Consider the following 25,785-nt stretch of genomic DNA (forward strand, 5'->3'; position numbering starts at 1 on the left):
CAGGACGCCCGAGGGAGGGGACGCGAGCATGGCAACCAAGCGCAAGTCGACCCGGGCCTCCGCGCCCGCCAGCGCGTCCGCTCCGGCGAACGCGGCCAACGCGGGCAACACGTCGCTGGACGTGGAGGCCCTGCGGGAAATCGTCAACATCCTGGAGGCCTCGGACGTGACGAGGCTGGTGTGGAAGCGCGGGGAGGAGAAGCTCTTCATCCGCCGCGGCCACGCCCCGGAGACGACCATCGTCCACCACGCGGCCCCGTCGGCCGTCCCGGTGGGCCCGGCGGTGGAGTACGCGGCGCCCGCGCCCCGCCCCGTGTCGTCCGCTCCTGCCTCCGCGCCCGCGGCGGCCCCGGCCCCCGCGGCTGAGAAGGCCCCGGAGAAGCCCGGCCACGTGGTGACCAGCCCCTTCGTCGGCACGTTCTACCGGACGCCGGCGCCGGACCAGCCGGCCTTCGTCGACGTGGGCACCGTGGTGAAGAAGGGCCAGGTGCTCTGCATCATCGAGGCGATGAAGTTGATGAACGAAATCGAGTCCGAGGTCTCCGGTCGCGTGGTGGAGATCCTCGTGGAGAACGGGCGGCCGGTGGAGTTCGGCCAGTCCCTGTTCCGCATCGAGCCGGCCTGACGCTGGCGGGCGCGCCCCTCGCCCCACGACGGGCGCGCGCCCCACGCCCACCGCTCCAGGAGACACCCCCGTGTTCAAGAAGGTGCTGATCGCCAACCGCGGGGAGATTGCCCTGCGGGTCATCCGCGCCTGTCGGGAGCTGGGCATCGCCACCGTGGCGGTGCACTCCACGGCGGACGCCAACGCCCTCCACGTGCGCTTCGCGGACGAGGCCGTCTGCATCGGCCCTCCGTCGTCCAAGGAGAGCTACCTCAACGTCCCGCAGCTCTTGTCCGCCGCCGAAATCACCCGCGCGGACGCCATCCACCCCGGCTACGGCTTCCTGTCGGAGAACGCCGAGTTCGCCGAGGTCTGCGAGAACTGCAAGATTCGCTTCATCGGTCCGCGCCCGGAGATGCTGCGGATGATGGGCAACAAGGTGCGGGCCCGGCAGGCGGCGCGGGAGGCGGGCATGCCGCTGCTGCCCGGCAGCCCCGGCACCGTGAAGGACCCGCGCGAGGCGGAGGAGTTCGCCCGTCAGATTGGCTTCCCCGTCATCCTCAAGGCGGCCGCGGGTGGCGGCGGCAAGGGGATGAAGATCGTCCGCGAGCCGAGCGCGCTGGCGCAGGCGTTCTCCACCGCGCAGGCGGAGGCGGTGGCGTCGTTCAACAACGGCGACCTCTACATCGAGCGGTACGTGGAGAAGCCGCGCCACATCGAAATCCAGATCGTCGCGGACGAGCACGGCAACATCATCCACCTCAACGAGCGCGAGTGCTCGGTGCAGCGGCGGCACCAGAAGCTCATCGAGGAGGCCCCGTCCCCGGCGCTCACGCCGGAGCTGCGCGAGCGGATGGGCAGGGTGTCCGTCGAGGCGATGCGCAAGCTGCGCTACAACAACGTCGGCACCATCGAGTACCTGCTCGACGAGCGCGGCGAGTTCTACTTCATGGAGATGAACACGCGCATCCAGGTGGAGCACCCGGTGACGGAGCTCGTCACGGGCGTGGACCTGGTCCGTGAGCAGATTCGCATGGCTTACGGCCACCCCCTGCGCTTCAAGCAGGAGGACATCCAGATCCGCGGGCACGCCATCGAGTGCCGCGTCAACGCCGAGGACCCCATCACCTTCGCGCCGTGGCCCGGCAAGATTACGGGCTACAGCGTCCCGGGCGGCTACGGGGTGCGCGTGGACTCGGGGGCCTACGAGAACTACACGGTGCTGCCGTACTACGACAGCCTGCTGGCCAAGCTCATCGTGCACGCGGAGGACCGCGAGACGGCCATCCGCCGCATGCAGCGCGCGCTCGGCGAGTACGTCGTGGAAGGCATCCGCACCAACATCCCGTTCCACCGCGCGGCGCTCGGCGAGGAGTCCTTCCAGGAGGGCAACTACGACACGCGCTTCGTGGAGCGGCTGCTCGCGAGTGAGACGGGTTCCCGTCGACTCAAGAAAGCCGTGGAAGAGACGCCGTAGCGCACGTCCGCCTACGTGGCGCGTCCGTCTAATGGGCGGGTGTGCAAGCAGGTGAGCTGGCCCCGGGGGGAGCCGGGCTGTTTCTTGACCCGCGTCGGAGGATTCCGTTAGCCTCCGACTCTCCCCCTTTTGAAGATAGAAACCCGCGAAGTTCCAAGGGGTTTCGGCTCGCCGGAAGCCCACGCTCGATGGACAAGAACAAGATCATCGAAGCCGCCGCGAAGCTGGTCGCGAAGGGCGCGTACGACAAGGCCATCAAGGAGTATCAGAAGGTCCTGGAGGTCGACCCGAAGGACATCCGGGTGCTCCAGAAGATGGGGGAGCTGTACCAGAAGAAGAACGACAACGCCCAGGCGGCGCACTTCTTCACCAAGGTCGCGGAGAGCTACTCCTCGGACGGCTTCTTCCTCAAGGCCGTCGCCCTCTACAAGCAGGTCCTCAAGCTCAACCCGAACCTGCTCGAGGTGAACCTCAAGCTGGCGGAGCTGCACCAGCAGCTCGGGCTGATGTCGGAGGCGATGGCCTACTTCCAGATCGTGGCGAACCACTACGACAAGGCGGGCGACACCAAGTCGTCGCTCGACACCTTGAAGAAGATGGTGGACCTCGACCCGGAGAACGTGGCGTCGAAGATCAAGCTCGCGGAGCTGTACGCGCGCGAGAACATGTCGCGTGAGGCGGTGCAGGAGTTCAAGCGCGCCGCCGAGTACCTCAAGCGCAACGGCCGCGGTGACGACTGGGCCCGCGTGGCCGAGCGCCTGTCCACGCTCGAGCCGGACAACCTGCCGCTCGCCAAGGAGCTGGCGACCTCGTACCTGCAACGCGGTGACCAGAAGCGCGCGCTCGCGAAGCTGCAGGTGTGCTTCAAGGCGGATGGCCGCGACGTGGAGACGCTGTCGCTGCTGGCCCAGGCGTTCCAGGGGCTGGGGCAGACCTCCAAGACGGTGTCCGTCTACAAGGAGCTGGCGAAGATCCACCAGGAGCGCGGCCGTCTCACCGAGGCCGAGGCGGTCTGGACGCAGATTGAAGTGTTGGATCCGCAGGACCCGGAGCTGCTCGCGCGTCGCGCGCCGGCGCCGGCTCCCGCGCAGCCCCAGCCCGTGGCGGCGCCGCAGCCCCAGCAGCCCTCCGCGCCCCAGCCGGCCGCCCGCGCCGCGCCTCAGCCCGCGGCCCAGCCTCAGCCCGCGCCCGTCGCGGCGCCGCCTCCCTCGCAAGCCGGAATGGCGCGCGAGCAGCTGGCGAAGCTGCTCACGGAGACGGACGTCTACGTGAAGTACGGGCTCCACGACAAAGCGCTGGAGCACCTGCGCAAGGTCTTCTCCGTCGACCCGGAGAACCTGGACGCGCACGAGAAGGCGTATCAAATCTACGTCGCGTCGGGGAACACGGCGCAGGCGGGCGAGCAGCTGTTGAACGTGCTGCGCCTGTGCACGCGCGCCGCGGACTCGACGCGCGCGCAGCCGTACTTGGCGACCATCCTCCATCAGAACCCCGCGCACCCCGAGGTGCCGGCGTTCCTGTCGGTGCTGCGCGTGGAGGGCCCGGTGACGGCCTCTCCGTCCGCGACGGTGGTGGAGTCGGTGGGCGAGGACGCCATCCTGGTGGACTCCAGCGACGACGAGGTGCTCGTCGCGCCGCCGCCCGAGGACGCGCTCTTGCATCCTCCGGGGGACGAGCTGGCGCTGGCCACGCTGCCCTCGAGCGACTCCGACGAGGTCATCGACGACGAGCACGACGCCACCGTCGTGAGCGAAGAGGCGCTCGTCGGCGAGGCCATCACCTCGGGCGAGCACGACGTCTACGACTCCCCCGCGCCGGAGGACCTGGCGGCGGCGGCCGAGGACGAGCTCCTGGTGTCGGGCGACGAGGGGATGGTGCTCACGGACGAGCCCGGCCTGGCGTCCACGGACGACGAGCCGCTCGTCGAGTCGGCCGACCTGGACGGGCCGCTCTCCGACGACGAGAGCTACTCGCTGGGCGACTCGGACGACGAGGCCACGTCCACGATGGCGGCCATGTCGCTGGGCGACGATGACGACGCGCCGCCGCCGACGATGGTGCGCGCGCCCACCCGTCAGCTCCTCCAGGACGCCGCGCCCGACACGCGCAAGCAGGCGACGCTCGTCGAGGAGGCCTCGCTCGACGTGGACGAGGTCCCCACGCGCGTGGGCATCGCGCCGCTGGACGCGTCGATGCTCGACGACCTCGAGGAGCCCGCGGGCTCCGACATGCCGTCGCTGGGCGACTTCGAGGAGGAGGAGCCCACCGCCTCGCACGCCATCGTGGCGATGGACGACGCGCCCCTCGACGAGCCCGAGCCCCTGCCGGAGACCGACTTCGGCTCGGTGGAGGAGGAGCCCCAGGACTTCGGCTCGCCCGTGGAGGAGCCTCAGGAGGAGGCCGCCGCCGAGCTCGCCGACGACAGCGTCAGCGAGCCGGAGGAGGAGCCCGCCGCGGAGGAGTGTGACGAGGCCGCGTTCTTCCTGGACCAGGGCCTGCTGGAAGAGGCGCGCGAAATCCTCGAGACGGTGAGCATCGCCTTCCCGGGCCACCCGCGCGCCACGGAGCTGATGGAGCGCCTGGAGGCGCTCGAGGCCAGCGGCGGCGTGCCGCCGGAAGAGGAGCCGCCCGAGCCGGTGTCGGTGCCCACCGTGCTTCCGGTGACGGAGCCGGCGGGGGAGCGCGACGCGTTCGACCTGGCGGCGGAGCTGGCCGGCGAAATCGACAACCTGGGCGACGACACGGCGGCGGCGCCCGCGGCGGAAGAGGACTTCCAGTACTCGGTGGAGGAGGTGTTCTCCGAGTTCAAGAAGGGCCTGGCCAAGGTGGTGAAGCCCGAGGACGTGGACACGCACTACGACCTGGGCATCGCCTACAAGGAGATGGGCCTGCTGGACGACGCGCTCCACGAGTTCGAGGTGGCGCGTCAGGGCTCCATGGGCTCCAAGCGCGAGCTCGACTGCCTCACGATGATGGGCATGCTGCACCTGCTGCGCGGTGACGGCGCGTCCGCGGTGGCCACCTTCCGCGAGGGGCTCGCCAGTCCCCACGCCACGGGCGAGGCCGCCAAGGCGCTGGGCTTCGAGCTGGCCCAGGCCTGGGAGGCGAGCGGCGAGCCGGGCAAGGCGCTGCACCACTACCAGCGCGTGGCGGCGATGGACGCGAAGTACCGCGACGTGAGCTCGCAGGTGTCCCGACTGTCCGCCAGCACGTCACCGGAAGACGACCCCCTCCCCATGCCCGCGCCCGTCGCCACCGCCAACGGCACGAAGAGCCCTGGCGGCGGTGCAGCCGCGGCCGTGGCCAATCCCCCCGTGCCGGCCGCCGGCGCGCCCAAGGCGCGCAAGGTCGGTTACGTGTAGTTGCCCCCGAGGTCCGGCGAGCCCATGACGACCTACCTCGATTTCTTCGACCTCTCCCAGGAGCCCTTCTCCAACGCTCCGGTGAGCCGCTTCTATTACAACTCGGCTCAGCACTCGCAGGCGCTCACCCGGCTGATGCACGCCGTCAGCTACATGAAGGGCCTGTCCATCCTCGTCGGCGACATCGGCGCGGGGAAGACGACGCTGGCGCGCCGCATGCTCGACTCGCTTCCCGAGTCCGAATACGAGGCCGCGCTGCTCGTCATCATCCACTCGGGCATCACCGCCAACTGGCTGTTGCGCCGAATCGCGCTGCAGCTGGGCGTGGAGAACCCCGCGCAGGAGAAGCTCGCGCTCCTGTCCCAGCTCTACCAGCGGCTCCTCCAAATCTATGAGTCCGGCAAGAAGGCCGTCGTCCTCATCGACGAGGCGCAGATGCTGGAGACGCGGGAGCTGATGGAGGAGTTCCGCGGGCTGCTCAACCTGGAAGTGCCGGAGCGCAAGCTCATCTCCTTCGTGTTCTTCGGCCTGCCGGAGATCGAGAAGAACCTGAAGCTGGACCCGCCGCTCGCGCAGCGCGTGGCCATGCGCTACAAGCTTGAGCCCTTCACGGCGGAGTCCACCGAGGCGTACATCAAGCACCGCCTGCGGCTCGCCGGCTGCCCGCGCATGCCGTTCTCGCCCGAGGCGCTGCTGGCCGTGCACGAGCACTCGTCCGGCTCGCCGCGTGTCATCAACACGCTGTGCGACAACGCGCTCTTCGAGGCCTTCCTGGCCCGGGCGGACACCGTGTCCGCGGACCTGGTGAACCGCATCGGGAAGAACCTGGGCCTGCAGGGCATCAACTCGGCCGCTCCTGGAGCAGCCGAGCGGGCGAGCGTGCCCGCCACGAACCTGCCCCGAGCGGCCAACAACAAGCTCGACCTCGCGGAGATAGACCGCTACCTCGAAGGGCTGGGTAAGCTCTAGGGGCTTTGGCCACACAGAGCCGCAACGGTGCGCTTCGAGCGCTGCTGCTCGTGCTCCTCGTCATCTCGGGGAGTGTCCTCGCGTTGCGCATGCCCGCCACGTGGGAGGTGGCCTGCACGGTGGCGCGGCGACACCTGCCGGACGTGCTCGGCCTGGACGTGGGCATCGGCCGCTGTGAGTTGGACCCGCTCGGCTCGCGCGTGCTGGTGCACGGCTTCTCGCTCTTCCTGCCGGGCGCGGACACGCCGCTGTTGGCGGCGGACCTGGCGGAGGTGCAGTTCGGCTTTTTGCGCCCCCTCTCCGGCAGGCTGACGTTCGCCTCGGTGCGCGCGGTGCGTCCGCGGCTGTCGCTGGACGTGTCCCAGCCTCGCGAGCGTCCCGAGACGAAGTCGGAGGGCTGCTTCCTGGACCCGCTGGAGCGGGTGCGGGTGGCGAAGCTGGACATCGTCGGCGCCGAGGTGCGCGTGGCGCTGCCCGAGGGGCGCCGCGTGGAGGTGGCGGACCTGGATGTCCGCTGGGCGGAGCGCTGGGGCGTCATCGAGCTGGACGTGGAGGCACGCCGGGGACTCGTGCGTCTGGGGCCCGGAGGCCAGGAGCTGGCGCTGCAGCGGCTGGCCATCGCCGGTGCGGTGGACCCGGACGAGGCACTGCTGGAACTGGAGCGCGCGGAGGTGTCACTGGATGACATCAGCACCACGGTGTCCGGACGGGTGGACTCGCTCTGCCAGCCGCACCTGGCGCTGGACGCGCAGATCTTCCTGCCGCTGCGCACGCTGTCGCAGGCGAAGCTGTTGCCGAAGCCGGCGACGGGCCACCTGTGGAGCCGCGTGTCCATCGCCGGCAGGCCCGAGTCTCCCGCGGTGTCGCTGGAGCTGTCCGGCAATGGGCTGGGCTACGAGCGCTTCGGACCCGCCAACATCTCCGCGCGGCTGTCCTACGCGGGCGACGAGGTGCGGCTGGAGGAGGTGGTGGTGCCGGTGGGCATGGGGCGGGTGCGCGCCACGGGCAAGCTGCTGCTGACGCCGCTGCTCCCGCTGGAGGTGAGCCTGAAGACGGAGGATGCGTCGCTGGCGCGCATCCTCGACAAGGCGGGCGTGAAGGGCTCGTGGGTGGACTTCCCCGCGTCGCTCGAGGCGCAGCTCTCCGGCAATCTGCTGCCGCGCTTCTCGCTGTCCGGGCCGCTCGACTTGCGCACCGGCCGCTTCCGGCTGGCCACGCGCGCCTATGACGCCCCCACCAGCGAGGGCATCCACATCCTGGAGTTCGACAAGGGGCGGGCGCAGGCGCAGGTGCGGCTGCAGACGGACCGCGTGTCCTTCAACCACGTCCAGGCGGAGGTGGGCCGCTCGCGCGTGCAGGCCGACGTGGGGCTGCTCATCGGCAATGGCCTGGGGTTGGACATCCACGGTCAGGGCGAGGTGGACCTGTCGGACTTCGGCCACATCGCCGGACTGAAGTGGGCGGGGCGCGGCAACGCGACGTACTCGATTACGGGGCCGGTCTCCGAGGTGAAGGTGGAGTCGGGCCTGTCGTTCCGCGACTTCGTCTTCTGGGGCTTCAACCTGGGCGTGCTGCAGGGGAAGCTGGGCTACTCGGATGGGGTGCTGGCCTTCCCCTCGTTCACGGGACAGAAGGGGCGCACGCAGTACTACGGCAAGGCGGCGGTGGGCTTCGGCCGGCTGCTCAACCTGAAGCTCGAGGTGAACGTCCCGCAGGGGCGCACCGAGGACCTGGTCGACGTGGTGGCGGGCCTGACGCCGTCGCTGGCGGTGATGCAGGGCACGCTGGGCGGCACGGCGTCCGGGCGCGTGGAGGTGGACAGCCCCATCGAGAAGCTGGAGGGGCTGGTGGCCTTCGACGTGAAGGACACCACGTACCACGGGCGGCGCATGGGGGACGGCTCGGCGCGGCTTCGCTTCGTGGACGGCAAGGCCATGGTGCTCGAGCGCACGGAGCTCAAGGGCCCGCTGGGCCGCACCTGGGCGGAGGGCACGCTGCTGTTCGCGGGCGGGCTGGACTACCGCTTCGGCGGGGACGGGCTGTCGCTCGGGGAGACGGTGGGGCCGGAGCTGGCCGGGCGCCTGGGGCTCACGGGGACGATGGTGATGGACGGCGTCGTGTCCGGCACGTCCGACATCCCCGTGGTGGACGTCACGCTGAAGTCGCCGCACATCGCGCTGGATGGTCGCAACCTGGGCGCCATGGACCTCACCGGGCGACTGGTGGGCAAGGACTTCGAGGTCTGGGGGCGGCCCTTCCAGGACGCCAGCGGCCGCGTGAAGATGAAGGTGCAGGACACGTGGCCCTACGACGCCACGCTCACGCTGGCGCTGCCGGAGATTCGCACGCTGCTGCCGGCGGAGCCGCTGTGGGCGGGCGTGTCCGGCCAGGTGTCCGGCTCGCTCTCGGCGAAGGGGCCGCTGATGGAGCCGCAGGCCGCGCAGGTGCGCGCGACGGTGGACCGTCTGGTGCTGTCGCGTGACGACGTGCGCGCGGAGAACACGGCGCCCATCTCGCTCGCCTTCGAGAAGGGGCGGCTGGAGGTGCAGCCGTTCCGCTTCCTCGGGCCGTACGTGGACCTGAACATGGGCGGCTGGATGACCACGCGCGGCGGCATCGGCCTGACGCTGCGCGGAGGCGGGGACCTGCGCCTGTTGGAGTCACTGCTGCCGTCGATGGTGGAGCGCTCCACGGGGCGGCTCACCGTGGACGCGGAGGCCACGGGGACGCTGGAGGCACCCTCGGTGGTGGGCAGCGCGGAGCTGTTGGACCTGCGCGTGGCGATGCGCGACCTGCCCATCAACGTCCGAAGCATGTCCGGGCGCGTGGAGCTGACGGGCCAGCGCGTGTTGCTGGAGCACCTGCGGGGCGTGGTCAACGAGGGCAAGGTGTCCGCGCGCGGTGACGTGCGGCTGTCGCGCTTCCTCCCCCAGCGGCTGGGACTCACGGTGCAACTGGACGAGGTGCCCTACCGGCTCACCGAGGACCTGCCGGCGACGTTCTCCGGGCTGCTCCAGGTGGTGGGGCCACCCAAGGGCTTCACCGTCACGGGCGGCATCGACATCGTCAAGATGCGCTACCAGAAGGCGCTGGACGTGGAGGCGCTGCTGAAGTCCATGCAGAAGCGCGCGCCGGTGCAGGCGCCCTCGCCGTCCGCGGCCCTGGGCGAGGCGTTGAAGCCGTGGGTCATCTGGGATGTGAACGTCCACTTCGGGGACGTGCGCGTGGACAACAACCTGGCCAAGGCGCGGATGCTCGGGGACGTGCGGCTGACGGGGACGGACCTGCGGCCGGGCCTCTTGGGGCGGGTGGAGCTGGCCGAGGGCAGCCAGGCGTTCTTCCGCAACAACCCGTTCACCATCAGCCAGGGGCAGTTGGAGTTCCAGGACGCCAACAGCCTGGAGCCCGTCTTCGAGGTCCAGGCCCAGACGCAGGTGCGCGAGTTCGTGGTGAAGCTGCACGCCTTCGGCAAGCCCACGGACCCGCAGATTCTCCTCTCGTCGGAGCCCGCGCTGGTGGAAGGGGACATCGTCTCCCTGCTCACCCTGGGGTTCACCTCGTCGGACCGGGACACCGCGGCGTCGGCCGGAGCCGGGCTGGCGGCCGAGGCCCTCTTCAACGCGTCGGGTCTGGACCGGCAGGTCCAGCGGTTTCTTCCCAGCAATCCGGTGCTGAGGGATTTGTCCCTCCAGATAGCCACCACCTACAATGACGCCACCCGACAAGCGGAGCCCACCGCGCAACTGGAGTCGAAGTTCCTCAGCGAGCAGCTTAAAATCGGGATGACTCAACCGGTGAGTGGGCGCGGAACGCGGGCGCGTGCCGAGTACCGCTTCGACGACAGACTTTCCGCGCAGGCCCAGTGGGACAACGAGAACAGCGAAGCCTCGTTTGGCAACCTCGGGCTCGAGCTGAAGCTCAGCTGGGAGGTCGAGTAACCCGCGCCGCGGTGGCGCTGGGGCTCTGGCTGTGCGTCCTGGCCTCGGCCTCCGCGCGCGCCCAGGCGCCCGAGCCTCGCGCCGCCGGTCAGAACGTGGTCGCCGTGGAGCTGCACCTGCCCGGAGGCGAGGACGCCGAGGGGCTCAGCGGCCTGGTGGCGGTGCGCAAGGGCCAGGCGCTGATGCCCTCGTTGGTGCGCCGCTCGGTGGAGCGGCTGTGGGCCACGGGGCGGTTCTCGGACGTGGTGGCGCGCGCGGAGGAGGTGCGCGGCGGGGTGCGGCTGGTCTTCCAGCTCACGCCCGTGTCGCGGCTGGCGCGGCTTCGCTTCGACGGGAACCAGGTGCTGACGGACGGGGAGCTGCTCGACGCCAGCGGCCTGCTCGAGGGCGGCCCGCTGGACCCGGAGGAGCTGGAGGGCGCCGTGTCCGGTGTGCTCCAGGCGTATCAGCGCAAGGGCTACGACTCCGTGCGCGTGACGGCCACGCAGGAGCCGCTGCCTTCGGGCATCCAGGTGTCGCTGCACGTCACCGAGGGGCAGCCGACGCTGGTGCGACAGGTGAACTTCTCCGGCAGCCCGGGCCTGCCGCTGCCCCGCTTGCTGGCGGCGGTCGCGATGCGCCCCGGTGAGGTGTTCGACCGCGTGCGGCTGGACGCGGGGTTGGATCAGCTGCGCACGGTGTTGCGAGAGGCGGGGCACTGGCGCGCGCAGGTGGGCGCGCCCGCGGTGCTGGTGGAGGGCAGCGCCGCGTCGGTGTCGGTGCCGCTGTCGGCGGGGCCTCGCTACCGCGTGCGCTTCCATGGCAACCACCGCTTCACGGCCGAGGTGCTGGAGCAGGTGCTGGCGTACGACGTGGCCGAGCCGCTCGACGAGGTGGTGGCCGGACGGCTGGCGCGGCGGGTGGAGTCGTTCTACCGGCACCGGGGGTTCCACGACGCGCGCGTGCGTCCGCGCGAGGTGCTGCGGCCGGATGGTGAGGTGGCGGTGCTGGCCTTCGACGTGGACGAGGGCCAGCCCCTGCGCGTCAGCGAGGTCCGCTTCCATGGCAACGCGTCGCTGGGCTCGGGCACGTTGAGGGAGGCGCTGGCGGAGCGCATCCGCGCCGGCGAACTCCAGCCGGAGCTGGACCTGCGGCTCCAGGACGACCCGCTGGACGTCGAGGGTCGTCACGGCCGCGGGCCTGGCGCCACGGAGCCGGTGCCGGACCCGGCCACGGTGTACGTCGAGGACGCGTGGCTGGAGGCCACGGAGTCGATGATGGAGCAGTACCGTGAGCGGGGCTTCCTGTCGGTGGTGGTGACGCTCCGGGGGCTGACGGTGGATGCGCGCACGCGCACGGCGGCGGCGGACTTCGACGTGGTGGAGGGGTCCCAGACGCGCGTGAAGCAGGTCGTCCCCGACGGGTTCCCGGACACAAAGGCCGCGCGCGCGACGGCCTCGGGCATGGGGGTGCACGAGGGCCTACCGCTGAGCTTCGAGGCGGTGGAGGCGGCGCGCGTGGCGCTGGAGCGCGGGCTGGGCACGCAGGGCTACCTCTTCGCCCGCGTCACGACGAAGTCCTCGCTGGAGGAGGGCGACACCGTCGCGACGGTGGTGTTCACCGCGGACACGGGGCCGCAGGTGAAGGTGGGCAAGGTGCTGGTGCAGGGCCTGACGCGCACGGACCCGGACCTCATCATGGCCAACCTGAACCTGGAGGAGGGGCAGCCGCTGGCCATGGACTCGCTCACCGAGGGGCAGCGCAGGCTCGCGCGGCTGGGCTTGTTCCGTCAGGTGGACGTGACGCTCGCGGACCCCACGCGGCGCGAGGCGTCCAAGGACGTGGTGGTGACGGTGCACGAGCGCCCTCGCCTCGATGGCCAGGTGTCCGGCGGCTACTTCCTGGTCGACGGTCCTCGAATCACCTTGGACACGGCGTACCGCAACCTGGATGGACTGGGCCTGAGCCTGCTGGCGCGCGGCAAGGTGAACTACGCGGGCTGGAGCGCGGAGGCGTTGTCGGCGGACCGGCGGATTGCGTGTGAGCAGTCGGGCGGTGCGGCCTCGGCGGGCTGTGACGTGGAGCTCCAGGGACTGAGCGGACTGGGTGGCCGTGGCAACCTCGCGCTGGCGCAGCCTCGGCTGTACTTCCTGCTGCCGTTCGAGGTGGGAGCGCGACTGGACTTGATTGCGGAGCGCGTGCACCGGCCCTCGTACGTGTCCTCGCGGCTCGCGGCGGCGGCGGCGTTGGACTGGGCGGTGGCGTCCTGGTTCAACGTCTCGCTGTCGTACGAAGTGGAGAACAACCGGCTGCGCTCGCGCGCCGGCGTGCTGGAGCTGCTCAACCGCGCGGACCAGGAGCGGCTGCGCTATCCGTTCGGCGACTTCGTGCTGCACTCGCTGCGGCCCGCAATCACGCTCGACTTCCGTGACGACGCGACGAACCCCCGGCGCGGTCTGGTGCTCATCAGCAGCGCGGAGCTCACGCGCGGCATCAGCGTGAGCCCCACGGACGTCGCGGGCAACGCCGTGCCCGCGTTTCCCATCAACGGCCTGAAGCTGGCGAGCAGCTTGAGTGGCTACATTCCTCTCGGGCGTCGAGCGAGCCTCGCGTTGTCGGCGCGCGCGGGCACCATCGTCCCGATGGAGACGGGCGCGCAGCCCATCGGCTCGAAGCTGTTCTACCTGGGCGGCTCGTCGAGCCTGCGCGGCTTCCGCGAGGACGGCGTGCTGCCCGAGGACGTGCGTGAGGCGCTGCATCAGCGGCTGCGCGACTGTCGCTCGCTCATCAGTCCGACGGGGTGCTCGGGCGAGCTGAAGGCGGTGCTCGCGGGGCAGGTGCCGGCGAGCCAGGGCGGTGAGCTGTTCACCTTGGGCAAGGCGGAGCTGCGGCTGCCGGCGCTGACGTCGTTGGACCTGGGCCTGTTCTTCGAGGCGGGCAACCTGTGGCTGGACAGGACGCGGCTGGACTTGGAGCGGCTGCGCTACGCGGCGGGCATGGGCCTGCGGTACATGACGCCGGTGGGTCCGCTCGCGTTCGACGTGGGCTTCAACCTGGACCCGGACGAGGAAGTGAACGAGGCGCGCACGCAGTTCCACTTCAGCATCGGGACGTTCTGATGAGGCTCAGGTCCACGGGGTGGATGGCGCTGCTGTTGACGGGCCTCTGGGGCGCGGGGTGCCGCCACACGCAGGAGGTCACCGACGCGCCGGAGCGTCCCAAGTGGATGCCGCCGGAGGGGACGTGTCCGAAGGGCGCGCTGGTGCAGATGGAGCGGCTGGGGCTCAAGCCCGGCGACAAGCTCCCCGTCATCGTGGATGCCATCCAGGACCACCCGGGACCGGCGCGTTACAACTACAGCTTCGTCATCGCGCTGCCCCGGGACGAAGGGGAGAAGGTGCTACCCGGCGCTCGCATTGGCGGGCGGCTCTATGTGACGAAGCACCGCGTGTTCGGCCGCTACGACCGCGTCTTCCTGCCGGAGAGCGGCGCCATGTCCGTGCCGTTCTGCGGAATCCTGCTCGACGCGAGGTGGGACCGCGATGGCGAGGGGTTGATTGCCTACCCGAGCCCGATGAAGGGGTTCTCCGTGGTGCAGGACAACACGGGCGTCATCCTGGTGGTGGACAAGTACCCGTGAGCGCCGGCCTCGCGGCGTGAGGTACAGTCCCGGGCGTGTTCTACGCCTGTGTCCGTGCCGTGGTGGCGGTGTGTCTGCGCCTGTTCTATCGGGTGAAGGTGAATGCCTCCGGCGCCGAGCCCGAGGGGCCCGTGCTCTTCGTGGGCAATCACCCCAATGGGCTCATCGACCCCGGGCTCGTCTTCATCCTCACGCGCCGCAAGGTGACGTTCCTCGCGAAGGCCCCGCTGTTCCGCATGCCCGTCATCGGCTGGCTGCTGAAGGGGCTCGACGCGCTGCCGGTGTACCGCAAGCAGGATGACCCGACGAAGATGGGCGGCAACGAGGGCACGCTCGACGCGGCCAAGGGTGCGCTCGTGCAGGGACGCGCCATCACCATCTTCCCCGAGGGCAAGAGCCACTCGGAGCCGGGGCTCGCGGAGCTGAAGACGGGGGCCTCGCGCATCGCGCTGAGTGCCGTCCGAGAGGGCGCGCCCGTGCGCATCGTCCCCGTGGGGCTCACGTACGCGGAGAAGCACGTGTTCCGCAGCGAGGTCCTCATCGACGTGGGGCCCGCCATCGACGCCACCGCGTTCCTGCCCGCGGACGCTGCGTCGGAGCAGGACTCGGTGCGCGCGCTGACGGAGCGCATCGCCGAGGGGCTTCGCGCGGTGACGCTCAACCTGGAGCAGTGGGCGGACCTGCCGTTGATTCAGCTCGCCGAGCAGTTGTTCGCGTTCAAGCAGGGCGGCGCGCTGGATGCGGAGCGACTGCGCTTGTGGGCTCGTGGTGTGCAGCTCTTTCGCACCCAGGAGCCGGAGCGCTTCGAGGACCTGCGCGCGCAGCTCACGTCCTTCAAGCGTCGGTTGGACCTGGTGCACGCGACGGGGCCGTCGGACCTGGCGCTCATCTACCGGCCGGGCAACGTCACGTCGTTCATCGTGAAGAACCTGCTCGCGCTGGTGTTCGGGCTGCCGCTGTTCGTGCTGGGGCTCGTGCTGTTCTGGCTGCCGTACCAGGTGCCTCGGGCCGCCAGCCGCAAGGCGGAGCTCGACGTGCAGGCCACGGTGAAGTTCCTCACGGGCTTCGTCGTGATGCTCGCCTGGTGGGCGGCGCTCACCGTGACGGCGGGCGTGCTGGGCGGCGCGCTCCTCGCGCTCTTCACCTTCGTCGCGGTGCCGCCGCTGGCGCTCTTCACGCTCTACTTCTCCGAGCGCTCGGACGTGCTGCGGCGGGACGTGGATGTGTTCTTCATGCTGGGCAACCGCGCGCGCCTCAAGGCGCTGCTGCTCGCGGATGGCGAGCGGCTGGCCACGGAAGTGGAGCGACTGGCGGACGAGTACCGGCCGAAGGTGGATGCCGCCGTCAGGCGGTAGCGCCTGGAAAGCCGCGAACCTCGTGGTGCTGCCGCTCGTGGATGGCCTCGAGGCGGAATGGTCGGAGGACGAGTAGCGGCCAAAGGTGGATGCCGCCATCAGGCGGTAGCGCGTTAGCTACCCGCGCCTCACGGTGTTGCTACTGGCGGATGGCCCTTGAGGTGTAGCGGTTGGCGGACGAGGCCCAGCCGAAGGGGGGCCGCTGTCAGGTGGTGGCTCGCTGAGCAACCTCGCGCGCCTCGCAACACTGCTGCTCGTGGATGGCCTCGAGGCGGAACGGTCGGAGGACGAGTAGCGGCCGAAGGTGGACGCCGCCGTCAGGCGGTAGCGCGCTCCCGTGGCACCGCGTCCCGGAACAACCTCGCGCCGACGAGCAGCGCCAGTCCGCCCAGCAGCACGGGCAGGGCGTTCACCGCGATGGCGGTGCGCAGGTTGGACGCGTCGGCGATGTTGCCGATGAGCGTGGGCGAAATCGCATCCCCGAGCAGGTGGATGCACAGCACGTTGAGCCCCATGGCGAAGGCGCGGAACGCGGGCGGCACGCAGTTGACGATGGCCGCGTTGATGGGGCCGCTGTTGAGGAAGATGAGGAACTGCGCGGCGCCGATGGCCGCGAACGTGGGCCCCACGTCCTTCAGGTGCACGGCCAGGTACATGCACGGCGCCGCGAGCAAGAGGCCGATGCCCGACATCCACAGGCCACCGCCCTCGCGCTTGCGGTCCAGCTTGTCGCCCAGCCACCCGCCGGCCACGGTGCCCAGCAGGCCCGCCACCGCGGTAATCGCGCCGAACAGGAACCCGGAGCTGTCCGCCGACATCGCGCGCTCGCGCACCAGGTACGTCGGCATCCAGAAGCCCAGGCCGCCGATGGAGAACGTCATCAGCGTGTAACCCGCGGTCACCGCCCAGAAGGCCGCGTTGCGTCCCAGCCCCTTCAAACCCACCATGAAGGGCAGCTTCACCTCCGCGTCCGGCCCGTCCATGGCGCCGCGCTGGGGCTCCGGCATGAAGAACGCCATCGCGCCCAGAATCAGGCCCGGCACGCCACCGGCGAAGAAGGCCACGTGCCACGAGTACTTCTGCGTCAGCCAGCCGCCCAGGCCGTAGCCCGCGGCCGCGCCCACGGGGATGGCGATGTAGAAGAGCGCCAGCATCCGCGTGCGCCGGTCGCGAGGGTACAGGTCCGAGATGATGCTCGGCGCCACCGCGCCATAGCCCGCCTCGCCGATGCCAATTACCGCCCGAGCGACGAGCAGCGCGATGAAGGACGTGGCGAGCCCGCTGGCCCCCGTGGCCAGGCTCCACAACAGCACACCGCCCGCGACCAGGAACTTGCGGGGATACCGGTCTCCGAGGAAGCCGCCCAGCGGCGAGGCCAGCATGAACACCACGATGAACATGGTGCCGAGCAGGCCCGACTGGGTGTCGTTGATGCCGAACTCCTGCTGGATGCCCGGCAGCGCCACCGCGACGATGTATCGGTCGAGGTAGTTGACCAGGTTGATGAGCGTGAGGATGAGCAGCGCGTAGCCGGCGTTCGCCGCCGGAGCCACGGGCGCGGTGGTGGGCGAAGGGGACGGAGACGGGGGAGGAGAGACGCTCACGGAGGGCGCGCTCATGAACGGGAGGCCCCCGCGCCGAAGCGGTGCGCGAGCAGTCCCCATCTCAAGCCCCGGTCACTCACCCGGCAGCCATCGAGCCCCAGCGCCTTCACCGCCTCCAGCAGGATGATCGCACCCGCGGGGATGACGTCCGCGCGCTTGGGCTGCATGCCCGGCAGCGTGCGCCGCTCCTCGAGCGGCTGCCGGCACAGCTGGTCCACCAGCGCGCTCAATTCGCCCACCGACAGCGTGCCCCCGTGCACCCGCGCCGCGTCGTACGGGGCGATGGCGTGCTTCACCGCGTACACCGTGGTCACCGTGCCCGCCACGCCCACCAGCACCGAGGAGGGAGGCGGAGGCGGCAGCGCCTTGAAGGTCTCGCGCAGGTGCGCCTGGATGCGCGCGCGGTCCTCGGCGGACATCGGGTCCGAGCGCACGAAGCGCTCGGTGAGCCGCACCGCGCCCACGTCGAAGCTGTGCCGGAAGTCCACGTGGCCCGCGGGGTTGCCGTAGATGAACTCGGTGGAGCCGCCGCCGATGTCCAACACCAGCAAGGGCCCGGCCGCCTCGCCCGAGAAGTCCGAGCTCACCGCGGCGAACGACAGCTCCGCTTCGAGCTGCCCGGAGATGATCTCCACCGTGACGCCCGCGCGCGTCTTCGCGGCCTCGAGGAACTCCGCGCCGTTCACCGCGTCGCGCGCGGCGCTGGTGGCCGACACCGCGATGTCCTGCGCGCCCTGCTCACGCGCCTCGCGCGCGAAGGCCTCGAGCACCGACAGCGTGGCCTCCATGCCCTCGGCAGACAGGCGGCGGGTGGCGTCCACGCCGCGTCCCAGGCGGGTGATTTCTGCGCGCTCGAGGACGGCTTCGAAGCGGCCGTCCCCGGTGCGCTCCGCGACCAGCAACAGCACGGAGTTGGTACCGATGTCGATGGTGGCGAATCGCGGCATATGTGTAGCCAGCCTACTCAACGCAGCAGCGCTTCCAAAGCGTCTGCCAGCGCGGCGTACTCGTCCGGGGTGTTGTAGAGCTGCGCGGACAGTCGCACGTGACGCTCGGGGGGCCGGGGCCACGCGACGATGGGCACCTCGATGCGGTGCTCGTCGAACAGACGCAGGTGGAGCGGGTCCAGGTAGAGCGGAGCTTCGGGCTCCAACGGGTAGCCCGGTGGCAGCGTCACCACCGCCATGCTGCCCACCATCTCCTCGGGGCAGGCGGGGGAAACTTTCAGCCGCTCGCACAGGAGGGCCCGCGCGGCCAGGGCCTTGCTCCGGTTGGCCGCCATCACCTCGGGCCAGCCGCCGGGTAGCAGGCCACCCACCACGCGCAGTGCCTCCGGGACGCAGAGCACGGCGGACGGGTCATGCGTCCCCGTCCAGTCGAACAACAGCCGGTAGCGGGAGCGGTCCGTGCGGGGCGAGTTGCGCCCATGGCTCACCGCCAGCGGCGTCAGGCCCTGCTGCAAATCCCTGCGCACGTGGAGGAACGCGGCGCCCTTGGGCGCGCACAGCCACTTGTGGCAGTTGCCCGTGTAGTAGCCAGCGCCGAGCGAGCGCAGCGACAGCGGCACCTGTCCCGGCCCATGCGCGCCGTCGACCAGCGTCTCCACGCCGCGCGCGCGCAGCTCCGAGACGAGCTTCGCCAGCGGCATCACCAGCGCCGTCTGGCTGGAGACATGGTCCACGAGGAACAGCCGCGTGCGCGGCGTCACGTGCGCGAGCACCGTGTCCACGATGGACCGAGCGGACGTCACCGGCCACGGCAGCTTCGCGACCACCACCTTGGCGCCGCCGTGCTCGGCGACGAAGTCCAGCGCGTTGCGGCTCGCGTTGTATTCGTGGTCCGTGGTGAGCAGCTCGTCGCCGGGCTGGAAGCGCAGCGAGCGCAGCACCGTGGTGACACCGCTGGTGGCGTTGGTGACGAAGGACACGTCCTCGGTGTCCGCGTCGAGGAAGTCCGCGAGCACGCCGCGGGCCTCGTCCAGCAGGGGCTCGATTTCACGGTGCAGGAAGCGGACGGGCTCCGCCTCCATCCGCGCGCGCAGCTCCGACTGCTTCTGGAGCACGGCGGTGGGGCACGCACCGTAGGAGCCGTGATTGAGGAAGCGGACCTGGGGATCCAATCCCCAGTGGGAACGGAGGGAGGCGCTCATGCGCGGGGACTGCACCCGAGCACGCGCCCCCTGTCAACGCTCCGCGAGTCCTACGGCTGGCTGTCCGCGAGCGGCGCCCAGTCGGGCGTCAACAGCGTGCCCTTCTCCGCGCGCAGGGGCAGCTGGTTGTTGCCGTCCGCCGTCATCACGAACAGCTGCGTGCCGCCCGCGCGCGTGGAGGAGAACAGCACCAGCCTGCCGTTGGGGGAGAACGCGGGCTCCTCGTTGTTGCCCTGGTCCTGCGTCAGGCGCGTCACCTTGCCCGTCTCGACGTGGATGGTGAACAGGTCGAACGCGTTGCGCTCGTCGCGCGCGGTGAAGACGATGAGGTCGCCGCGAGGAGACCAGTCCGGCGTCTGGTTGTAGTTGCCCTGGAAGGTGAGCCGCCGCACGCCCGAGCCGTCCGCGCCCATGACGTAGATCTGCGGGCTGCCGCCGCGGTTGGACACGAAGGCGATTCTCTTGCCGTCGGGCGACCAGGTGGGGCTGGTGTTCAGGCCGTAGGGCGTGTCGGTGACGGCCTTGGCGCCCGAGCCGTCCGCGTTGGCCACGTAGATTTGAGCGCTCTCACCCTCGGCCTGCGAGTACGCCAGGCGCTTGCCGTCCGGGGAGAACGCGCCGCCGGTGATCATCTGCCCGTCGGAGACCACCATGCGCGCATCGCCACCCGGGCGCTGCACCCAGAGGTCCGGCCGGTTCTTGCGGTACGACGTGTACGCCACCTGAGCGCCGTCCTGGCTCAGCGAGGGCAGGATGTTGATGCCGCCCTTGGTGAGCGTCACGGCGTTGCCGCCGTCCCAGTCCGCCACGGCGATGTCGCGGTTGTTGCCCGCCTTCTTCACGTAGGTGATGCGCGACAGGAAGGGGCTGGGCTCGCGGGTGAAGTGCCGGTAGAGCGCGTCCGCCAGCCGGTGGGCCAGCAGCGACGGGTTCTTCACCGGCGCGTCCTTGGTCACCTTGAGGTCCTCGCGACCGGTGCCCACGTTGTACAGGCGCAGCTCGCCGCGCAGCGTGCCGGCGTCGTCCGCCAGCGAGACCTTCACCAGCGCCTCGGCGCCCACGTCCGCCCAGCGGCTGAAGGTGATGGTGCCCGCGGCCATGCCCTCCTTGGGGTCGGCCGTGAAGCTCTTGCGGTCCAGCACCTGGAGGATGCCGGACGCGGTGAGGTCGAAGGTGAAGGCGGTGTCGAAGGCGTTCGCCGCGCCCTTGGCGCCCTCGTTCTGGGTGAGGGGCGCGGCCACCGCCACCGGCAGCGGGCGGAAGTTGGCGCCGGAGATTTCGATGGTCGGCGTCTGGGCGAAGGCCGCCAGCGGGACGAGGAGGAGGGAGAGGAGCAGGGCTTTCATAGGGCGTTGAACATCAGGTTGACGCCGTTCTTCTGCAGCGCGTCTCGGAGGTGGTCGGGAGGAGGCGAGAAGGGTGAGGCCTTGCGCACGGCGGCGACGACCGCCGAGTCGAACAAATCATTGCCGCTGGGCTTGGTGAGGCTCACGTCCAGCACCTCGCCCGCGCGCCCCAGCCTGAGCGCCACGAGGGCCTTGAGGTGCAGTCGCTCGGACTCAGGAATCGTGTCCGCGACGCTGTAGTTGCGGCGCACCTGCGCCTGCAAGAGGCCGAAGTAGCGCTCACCCTCGGCGGTGGCGGAGTCGCCGTCCGGGTCGCCGTCCTCGGCGCCCTCGGGCTCCTCCTCGGATGCCTTGGCCGTCTTGTCGAACGCGCCGAACAGCCGCTTGCGCCGGTCCTCGCCGTCCTTCTCACCCTTCACGGGCGTGGGCTTCGGCGCGGACGAGGGCTCAGGCTTGACGCCGGGGATGGGCACCGCGACGGCGGCGGAGGAGGGCGCGGGCGGCGCTTCGGGCGCGGGCTTGGGCGCGTCCACCTGCTTGGGCGGCGGCGGCAGCGCTTCCTTGCGCGGCAAGAGCTTCGAGTCGCGCGGCTTGCCCTGGCGCACCAGCGTGGCGCGGATGGGCTGCGCGGTGAGGTCCACCTTGGGCCCGGCGTTGAGGTGGGCGTACAGCATCCCCGCCAGCAGCAGGGCCACGTGCCCCACCACCGACGCGATGATGAACGGCGACACCCGTGAGCTCTTGCTGAGGAGCAGGCTGTGGCTCACCGCGGAATGCATGGGCTAGCGCTTCGCCTCCTTGGGCTTCTTCGAGGTCGACTGCGTGTTGGACGTCTTGGACCCCGTGGAAGGGTCCGTGATCATCCCCACGTTGTTGATGCCCGCGCGCTGGGCGGCCGCCATCACCTCCACGACGGTGCCGTAGGGCACGTCCCGGTCGGCGTGGAGGAAGACCTCCTTGTCGGCCTGCACCTTGGCGTTGGCGGCAAGCTTCGCCTCCAGCTCCTCGAGCGCCACCTCCGCGTCGCCGATGTAGACCTTCTTGCCCGCGTCGATGGAGAGCACGACCTTCTTCTCGGTCGCCTCCACCGGGGCCGCCTTGGTCTCCGGCAGGTTCACCTTCACGCCCTGCTGGATGAGGGGCGCGGTCACCATGAAGATGATGAGCAGCACCAGCATCACGTCCACCATGGGCGTGACGTTGATCTCGCTCATCGTGGTGCGGCCACCGCCGCGATTGCCTCCGCCCATGCCCATGGTCGAGGTCCGCCTACCGGAAGAAGTGACGCTTGATGATGTTGAGGAAGTCCGCGGAGAAGTTGGACATCTCCGTGTCGAACACCTTGATGCGGCTGACGAACGAGTTGTACGCGACCACGGCCGGAATCGCCGCGAACAGGCCCGCCGCCGTGGCGAACAGCGCGTTGCCCACCGGCGCCGCCACCGTGGCCAGGGTCGCGTTGCCCTGCTCGGCAATCTGGTTGAACGCGCTCAGGATGCCAATGACCGTGCCGAACAGGCCGACGAAGGGCGACGCGGCGCCCACCGTGCCCAGGAACGACACGCGGGCCTCCAGCTCGGTGATTTGCGACGTGGAGGCCCGCATCAGCGCGCGCTCCACGTTCTCGATTCCGCCCAGCCGCTCCGCCATGGCGCCCTCGGCGCCGCCTTCCTTGGCCTGCGCCAGCTTGGTCAGCTCCTCGTACCCCGCACAGAAGACCTTGGAGAGCGGCGAGGCGTCCAGCTTCTGGGCTGTCTGGTAGATGGCCTCCAGCCGGGAGGCCTTCCAGAAGGTGTCGAGGAAGGTGAGAGACTGTGCGCGAGCCTTGGCGAGCTGGGTGGCCTTCATCGCGATGAGGGCCCAGGAGGCCACGGAGACGCCCATCAGGAGCAGCAGCACGGCCAGCTCGATGAAGGACGCGTCGCGGATGATCTCCACGTAGTTCATGGCGCCGAGCGCCAGGGGCAGGTGGGGCGTCATGGGTTGGAGCGCGTAACACTCCGCTACAACTGGGTCAAACAAACGGGGCAAGCCCGGCTGCTTGAAGTGGATTGGCCGTGCCGGTGAATAATTCCCGGGAGGGGTCGTCCGAGGTGACTGAAACGGGCCGAACACCTCATCACCCCAAGACAGGTTGCCCCCCATGAACTCCCGACTGCTGGTTGCATTCCTCTGCCTGGCGGCGGTCTCCTCCGGCTGTATCATCCACGACGAGCCCGCCTACGAAGGTGACGTGACGTTCCGTTGGACCCTCGCGGGGCTGCGCTGCGACGAGGACCCGGATGTCCGGGGCGTGAACATCTACATCCCGGGCGAGCGCCTGGAGAACGATGGCCGCTACCCGTGCCGCGCCAATGGCTTCGACGGCATTGTCCTGCACCGCTTCCAGCCGGGCACCTACAGCTTCCAGTTGGAGGCGGTCAGCTACGTCAACGAGGTGCTGTACGAGGGCAGTGGCACCTTCCGCATCAACGGCGACCAGACGGTGGAAATCGATTTGCTGCCGCCGGGTGTCCCGCCGTCCTACGCGTACCTCGAGTGGCAGTTCCCGGGGAACGCGAGCTGCAACTCGGCCGGCGTGCGCTACGTGGACGTGCGCATCGACAACAGCGAGTGGGGCCGCTTCGACTGCGAGGCCGGCAGCAGAGGCAACGCCATCAAGTCGCTGTACGTGGACCCGGGGGAGCACAACGTCATCATGGTCGCGCTCGACTCCCGGCTGCGCGCCGTCTACGAGCACAACGGCCGGCTGACCACGCACTATGGCGCGCCGACCTCGTACATCGGCTCGATGCGCTCCACCGCCACCGGCGTGACGCTGGGCTGGGAGTTCCAGGATGGGCCGAGCCGCTTCAACTGCAGCCAGGCGGGGGTGACGCACGTGGAGCTCCGCATCGACGGCGGGCCGTGGGAGCGCTTCTCCTGCTCGGCGGGCAGCGCGGGGGCCACCATCACCAACACCAACCTGGGCGCGGGCAACCACGACCTGCAGCTGGTGGCGGTCGATGCCCAGAACAACCCCTGGTACTACTACACCGGTTCGTTCTCGGTGCCGTCGGGTGGCTCGGCGAACGTGCTGGCCTCGCTGTGGGTGATTGGCGGCGCGTCCATCAAGTGGGAGCTGCGCGCCGGTGGCGCCGCGCTGAGCTGCTCGCAGGCGGGCATCAACGACGTGGCCATCAACTTCCGCGACGTCTTCACCGGGGAGCTGGTGTACGGCATCGTCGGTGACGTGCACGGCTGCAACGACGCGCCGGTGGTCTTCGAGTTCCTGCGCCCGGGCCGCTACCAGGTGGAGATGTTCGCCCGGGCCAACAACGGCGTCGAGTACCGCTCGGTCGCCAACAGCGTCACCGTGGACGTGGTGGGCCACTCGTTCCCGGGCCCGAACAATGCCCTGCTGGTGTCGCTGTTCCCCAACTAGTCGAACCCACCCGTTCGTGGCGTGAACAGGAGGGCCGGGGCCAGGTGCCTCGGCCCTTCGTGCTTGCGGGGGTGGGCCCTGTCGCTGGCATCAAACGTGATAGGGACACGGGACATGCGGCAAGGCAGCCACAATCCCATCGGCGTATTCGACTCCGGCATCGGCGGGCTCACGGTCCTCAAGGCCCTGATGGCCCACCTCCCCCACGAGAGCACGGTGTACCTGGGCGACACCGCGCGCGTGCCCTACGGCACCAAGTCCGGCGAGGTGGTGACGCGCTACTCGCTGAAGAACGCGGAGTTCCTGCTGGAGCGCGGCATCAAGCTGCTGGTGGTGGCCTGCAACACGGCCTCCGCCGCCGCGCTGCCCTCGCTGGAGGCCTCGCTGCCGGTGCCGGTGGTGGGCGTCATCCAGCCGGGCGCCTCCACGGCCCTTTCGCGCACGCGGGGCGGCGGGGTGGGCGTCATCGGCACGCCGGGCACCATCCGCTCCGGCGCCTATCAGCGGGCCCTGGAGGCCGGTGGGCCGCGGGTGCGGGTGAAGGCCCGCGCCTGTCCGCTCTTCGTGCCGCTGGCGGAGGAGGGGTGGACCACCGGGGACGTGCCGCTGCTGACGGCGCGCGAGTACCTGGGGGACTTCGCCCGGGACGGCGTGGACACGCTGGTGCTGGGCTGCACGCACTATCCGCTGCTCAAGGGCGTCATCGCGGAGGTGGTGGGCCCGGACGTCGCGCTGGTGGACTCGGCGGAGGCCACCGCACAGGCCGTCGCGGCGCTGCTGGAACAGAAGGGGCTCTTGGCACCCGCGTCGGGGCAGAAGCCGCCTTCTCACGACTACTTCGTCACCGACGTGCCCGAGCGCTTCATGGAGGTGGGGGCGCGCTTTCTGGGCCGCCCCATCACCCACGCCGAGCAGGTGGACCTGAAGTTCTGACGGCGTGGGCCCGGCTCCGGGCCCGGCGTGCTCAGGCGGAGGGGCGGGTGGTGACGGTGGCGGGCGCGGCCTCCTCCGTCGTGGTGGCCTTGGTGAGCAGCTCCTTGGCGGCCTGGACGACGGGGGGCTCGGCGGCGCCCTCGGCCTCCACGAGCGCGCGGGCGGCCTCGTCACCGATGTCGTCCTCGCGCGGCACCAGCCCGGTGACGCGGGTGATGAGCCGCTCCATCAGCGGGAAGAAGGACACCAGGTTGAGCGGCCAGTTCAGCCAGCCCACGGTGATGCAGTAGTACTTGTTGAAGGGCGCCGTGTGGTGGATCTGGTGGTGGGCCGGCGGCAGGATGAGGTGGATGCGCTGCAGGAAGCCGATGAGGGCCGGGGGCGCGTCCATGTGCGACCACTTGTGGAACTGGTTGGTCGCCATCACCCAGAAGATCATCGCGCCCAGGAAGCTGGACACGAACACCCAGCCGGAGCTGGACAGCGGCATGCTCACCGCGGCCACGGCCACCGGCAGCGAGATGAGGCAGTTGTTGCCGTTGGTCTCCACGAAGTCGTGGCGGGTGATGGCCTTCTCGTCGACGTGGTGCTCGCGGAAGGGGCGGATGAGCGCCTTGCCGAGGATGGGCATCTCCGTGGAGCCCCACGTGTCCCCCATCCAGTGCACGAAGCCGGAGACGAAGTCCGCGGCCAGGTAGCCCAGCAGCACCGCGCCCAGCAGGAGCCACGGCCCGCCGTGCGGGTTGTTGTAGAGCCGGTAGACGAGGAGGAGCTCCAGCGCCACGAAGCTGACGATGGCGCCAATCTCCATGGCGCGGATGGCGGGGGAGTAGCCCTCGGCCAGGACCTGGGCGTCCTGCAGGCGGACCTTGTTCTTGATCTCGTTCGTCTTCTTCATCCGTGGCGTCCCTGGGCCGGGGGTGTCGTGGAGCACCACACCCAAAGCCTGTACGTACCCCAGCCGCTTTTGGCTTTTCAACGGACCGGAGTCGCGGGCGCACTCGA

General features: G+C 70.1%; 18 protein-coding genes. 10 read left to right on the top strand and 8 right to left on the bottom strand.

Annotation, left to right across the window (positions count from 1 at the left end):
- The first annotated feature begins 28 nt into the window (after positions 1-28).
- From accB to FL311_RS04705, 8 genes are all read left to right on the top strand, one after another.
- Positions 29-625: an acetyl-CoA carboxylase biotin carboxyl carrier protein gene (accB, locus tag FL311_RS04670; RefSeq protein WP_141323741.1), complete on the top strand. Its 597-nt coding sequence runs from the start codon at positions 29-31 to the stop codon at positions 623-625.
- Positions 626-695: 70 nt separating this feature from the next.
- A complete protein-coding gene (gene accC, locus FL311_RS04675; RefSeq protein WP_141323742.1) occupies positions 696-2,081 on the top strand; it encodes an acetyl-CoA carboxylase biotin carboxylase subunit in 1,386 nt (461 codons plus the stop codon).
- A 188-nt stretch (positions 2,082-2,269) separates the two neighbouring features.
- Positions 2,270-5,443: a tetratricopeptide repeat protein gene (locus tag FL311_RS04680; protein WP_141323743.1), complete on the top strand. Its 3,174-nt coding sequence runs from the start codon at positions 2,270-2,272 to the stop codon at positions 5,441-5,443.
- 24 nt (positions 5,444-5,467) lie between these two features.
- Complete coding sequence (locus FL311_RS04685; protein ID WP_141323744.1) at positions 5,468-6,412, top strand: ExeA family protein; 945 nt, start codon at positions 5,468-5,470, stop codon at positions 6,410-6,412.
- Between the two features lie 5 nt (positions 6,413-6,417).
- Positions 6,418-10,350, top strand: coding sequence for a translocation/assembly module TamB domain-containing protein (locus tag FL311_RS04690; RefSeq protein WP_141323745.1), 3,933 nt, complete (start codon positions 6,418-6,420; stop codon positions 10,348-10,350).
- A gap of 11 nt (positions 10,351-10,361) precedes the next feature.
- Positions 10,362-13,448 (top strand): POTRA domain-containing protein, encoded by a 3,087-nt coding sequence (locus tag FL311_RS04695; protein ID WP_141323746.1) that lies wholly within the window; start codon positions 10,362-10,364, stop codon positions 13,446-13,448.
- Positions 13,448-13,969, top strand: coding sequence for a hypothetical protein (locus FL311_RS04700; protein ID WP_141323747.1), 522 nt, complete (start codon positions 13,448-13,450; stop codon positions 13,967-13,969). The genes FL311_RS04695 and FL311_RS04700 overlap by 1 nt, the downstream gene beginning before the upstream one ends.
- A 35-nt stretch (positions 13,970-14,004) precedes the next feature.
- Positions 14,005-15,324: a lysophospholipid acyltransferase family protein gene (locus tag FL311_RS04705; RefSeq protein ID WP_141323748.1), complete on the top strand. Its 1,320-nt coding sequence runs from the start codon at positions 14,005-14,007 to the stop codon at positions 15,322-15,324.
- Positions 15,325-15,641: 317 nt separating this feature from the next.
- On the opposite strand, the gene FL311_RS04710 is transcribed toward FL311_RS04705, so the two are convergent.
- From FL311_RS04710 to FL311_RS04740, 7 genes are read right to left on the bottom strand one after another with little or no spacing between them, the layout of a single operon-like run.
- The gene (locus tag FL311_RS04710; protein WP_228556672.1) at positions 15,642-16,943 is read right to left on the bottom strand and encodes an MFS transporter; all 1,302 of its coding nucleotides are present in this window, start codon (positions 16,941-16,943) and stop codon (positions 15,642-15,644) included.
- Positions 16,940-17,875 (bottom strand): Ppx/GppA phosphatase family protein, encoded by a 936-nt coding sequence (locus tag FL311_RS04715; protein WP_141323749.1) that lies wholly within the window; start codon positions 17,873-17,875, stop codon positions 16,940-16,942. Before FL311_RS04715 ends, FL311_RS04710 begins: the two co-directional genes overlap by 4 nt.
- Positions 17,876-17,892: 17 nt before the next feature.
- Positions 17,893-19,077 (bottom strand): aminotransferase class V-fold PLP-dependent enzyme, encoded by a 1,185-nt coding sequence (locus FL311_RS04720; protein WP_141323750.1) that lies wholly within the window; start codon positions 19,075-19,077, stop codon positions 17,893-17,895.
- 50 nt (positions 19,078-19,127) lie between these two features.
- Positions 19,128-20,423, bottom strand: a complete 1,296-nt coding sequence (locus FL311_RS04725; protein ID WP_141323751.1) for an LpqB family beta-propeller domain-containing protein — start codon at positions 20,421-20,423, stop codon at positions 19,128-19,130.
- The gene (locus FL311_RS04730) at positions 20,420-21,202 is read right to left on the bottom strand and encodes a TonB family protein (protein ID WP_141323752.1); all 783 of its coding nucleotides are present in this window, start codon (positions 21,200-21,202) and stop codon (positions 20,420-20,422) included. Before FL311_RS04730 ends, FL311_RS04725 begins: the two co-directional genes overlap by 4 nt.
- A gap of 3 nt (positions 21,203-21,205) precedes the next feature.
- Positions 21,206-21,679, bottom strand: coding sequence for a protein TolR (gene tolR, locus FL311_RS04735; RefSeq protein WP_141323753.1), 474 nt, complete (start codon positions 21,677-21,679; stop codon positions 21,206-21,208).
- Positions 21,680-21,692: 13 nt separating this feature from the next.
- On the bottom strand, positions 21,693-22,403 hold the full coding sequence (locus FL311_RS04740; RefSeq protein ID WP_046715628.1) for a MotA/TolQ/ExbB proton channel family protein: 711 nt from the start codon (positions 22,401-22,403) through the stop codon (positions 21,693-21,695).
- Positions 22,404-22,566: 163 nt separating this feature from the next.
- Here FL311_RS04740 and FL311_RS04745 point away from each other — a divergent pair, with 163 nt between their 5' ends.
- A complete protein-coding gene (locus FL311_RS04745; RefSeq protein WP_141323754.1) occupies positions 22,567-23,847 on the top strand; it encodes a hypothetical protein in 1,281 nt (426 codons plus the stop codon).
- 114 nt (positions 23,848-23,961) lie between these two features.
- On the top strand, positions 23,962-24,780 hold the full coding sequence (murI, locus tag FL311_RS04750; protein WP_141323755.1) for a glutamate racemase: 819 nt from the start codon (positions 23,962-23,964) through the stop codon (positions 24,778-24,780).
- 31 nt (positions 24,781-24,811) lie between these two features.
- Here the strand turns inward: murI and carF are convergent, their stop codons facing one another.
- Positions 24,812-25,678: a plasmanylethanolamine desaturase gene (gene carF, locus FL311_RS04755; protein WP_141323756.1), complete on the bottom strand. Its 867-nt coding sequence runs from the start codon at positions 25,676-25,678 to the stop codon at positions 24,812-24,814.
- Positions 25,679-25,785 lie beyond the last annotated feature (107 nt).

Origin of the sequence: Myxococcus sp. AB025B, from assembly GCF_006518215.1 — a bacterium.
Taxonomy (GTDB): domain Bacteria; phylum Myxococcota; class Myxococcia; order Myxococcales; family Myxococcaceae; genus Myxococcus; species Myxococcus fulvus.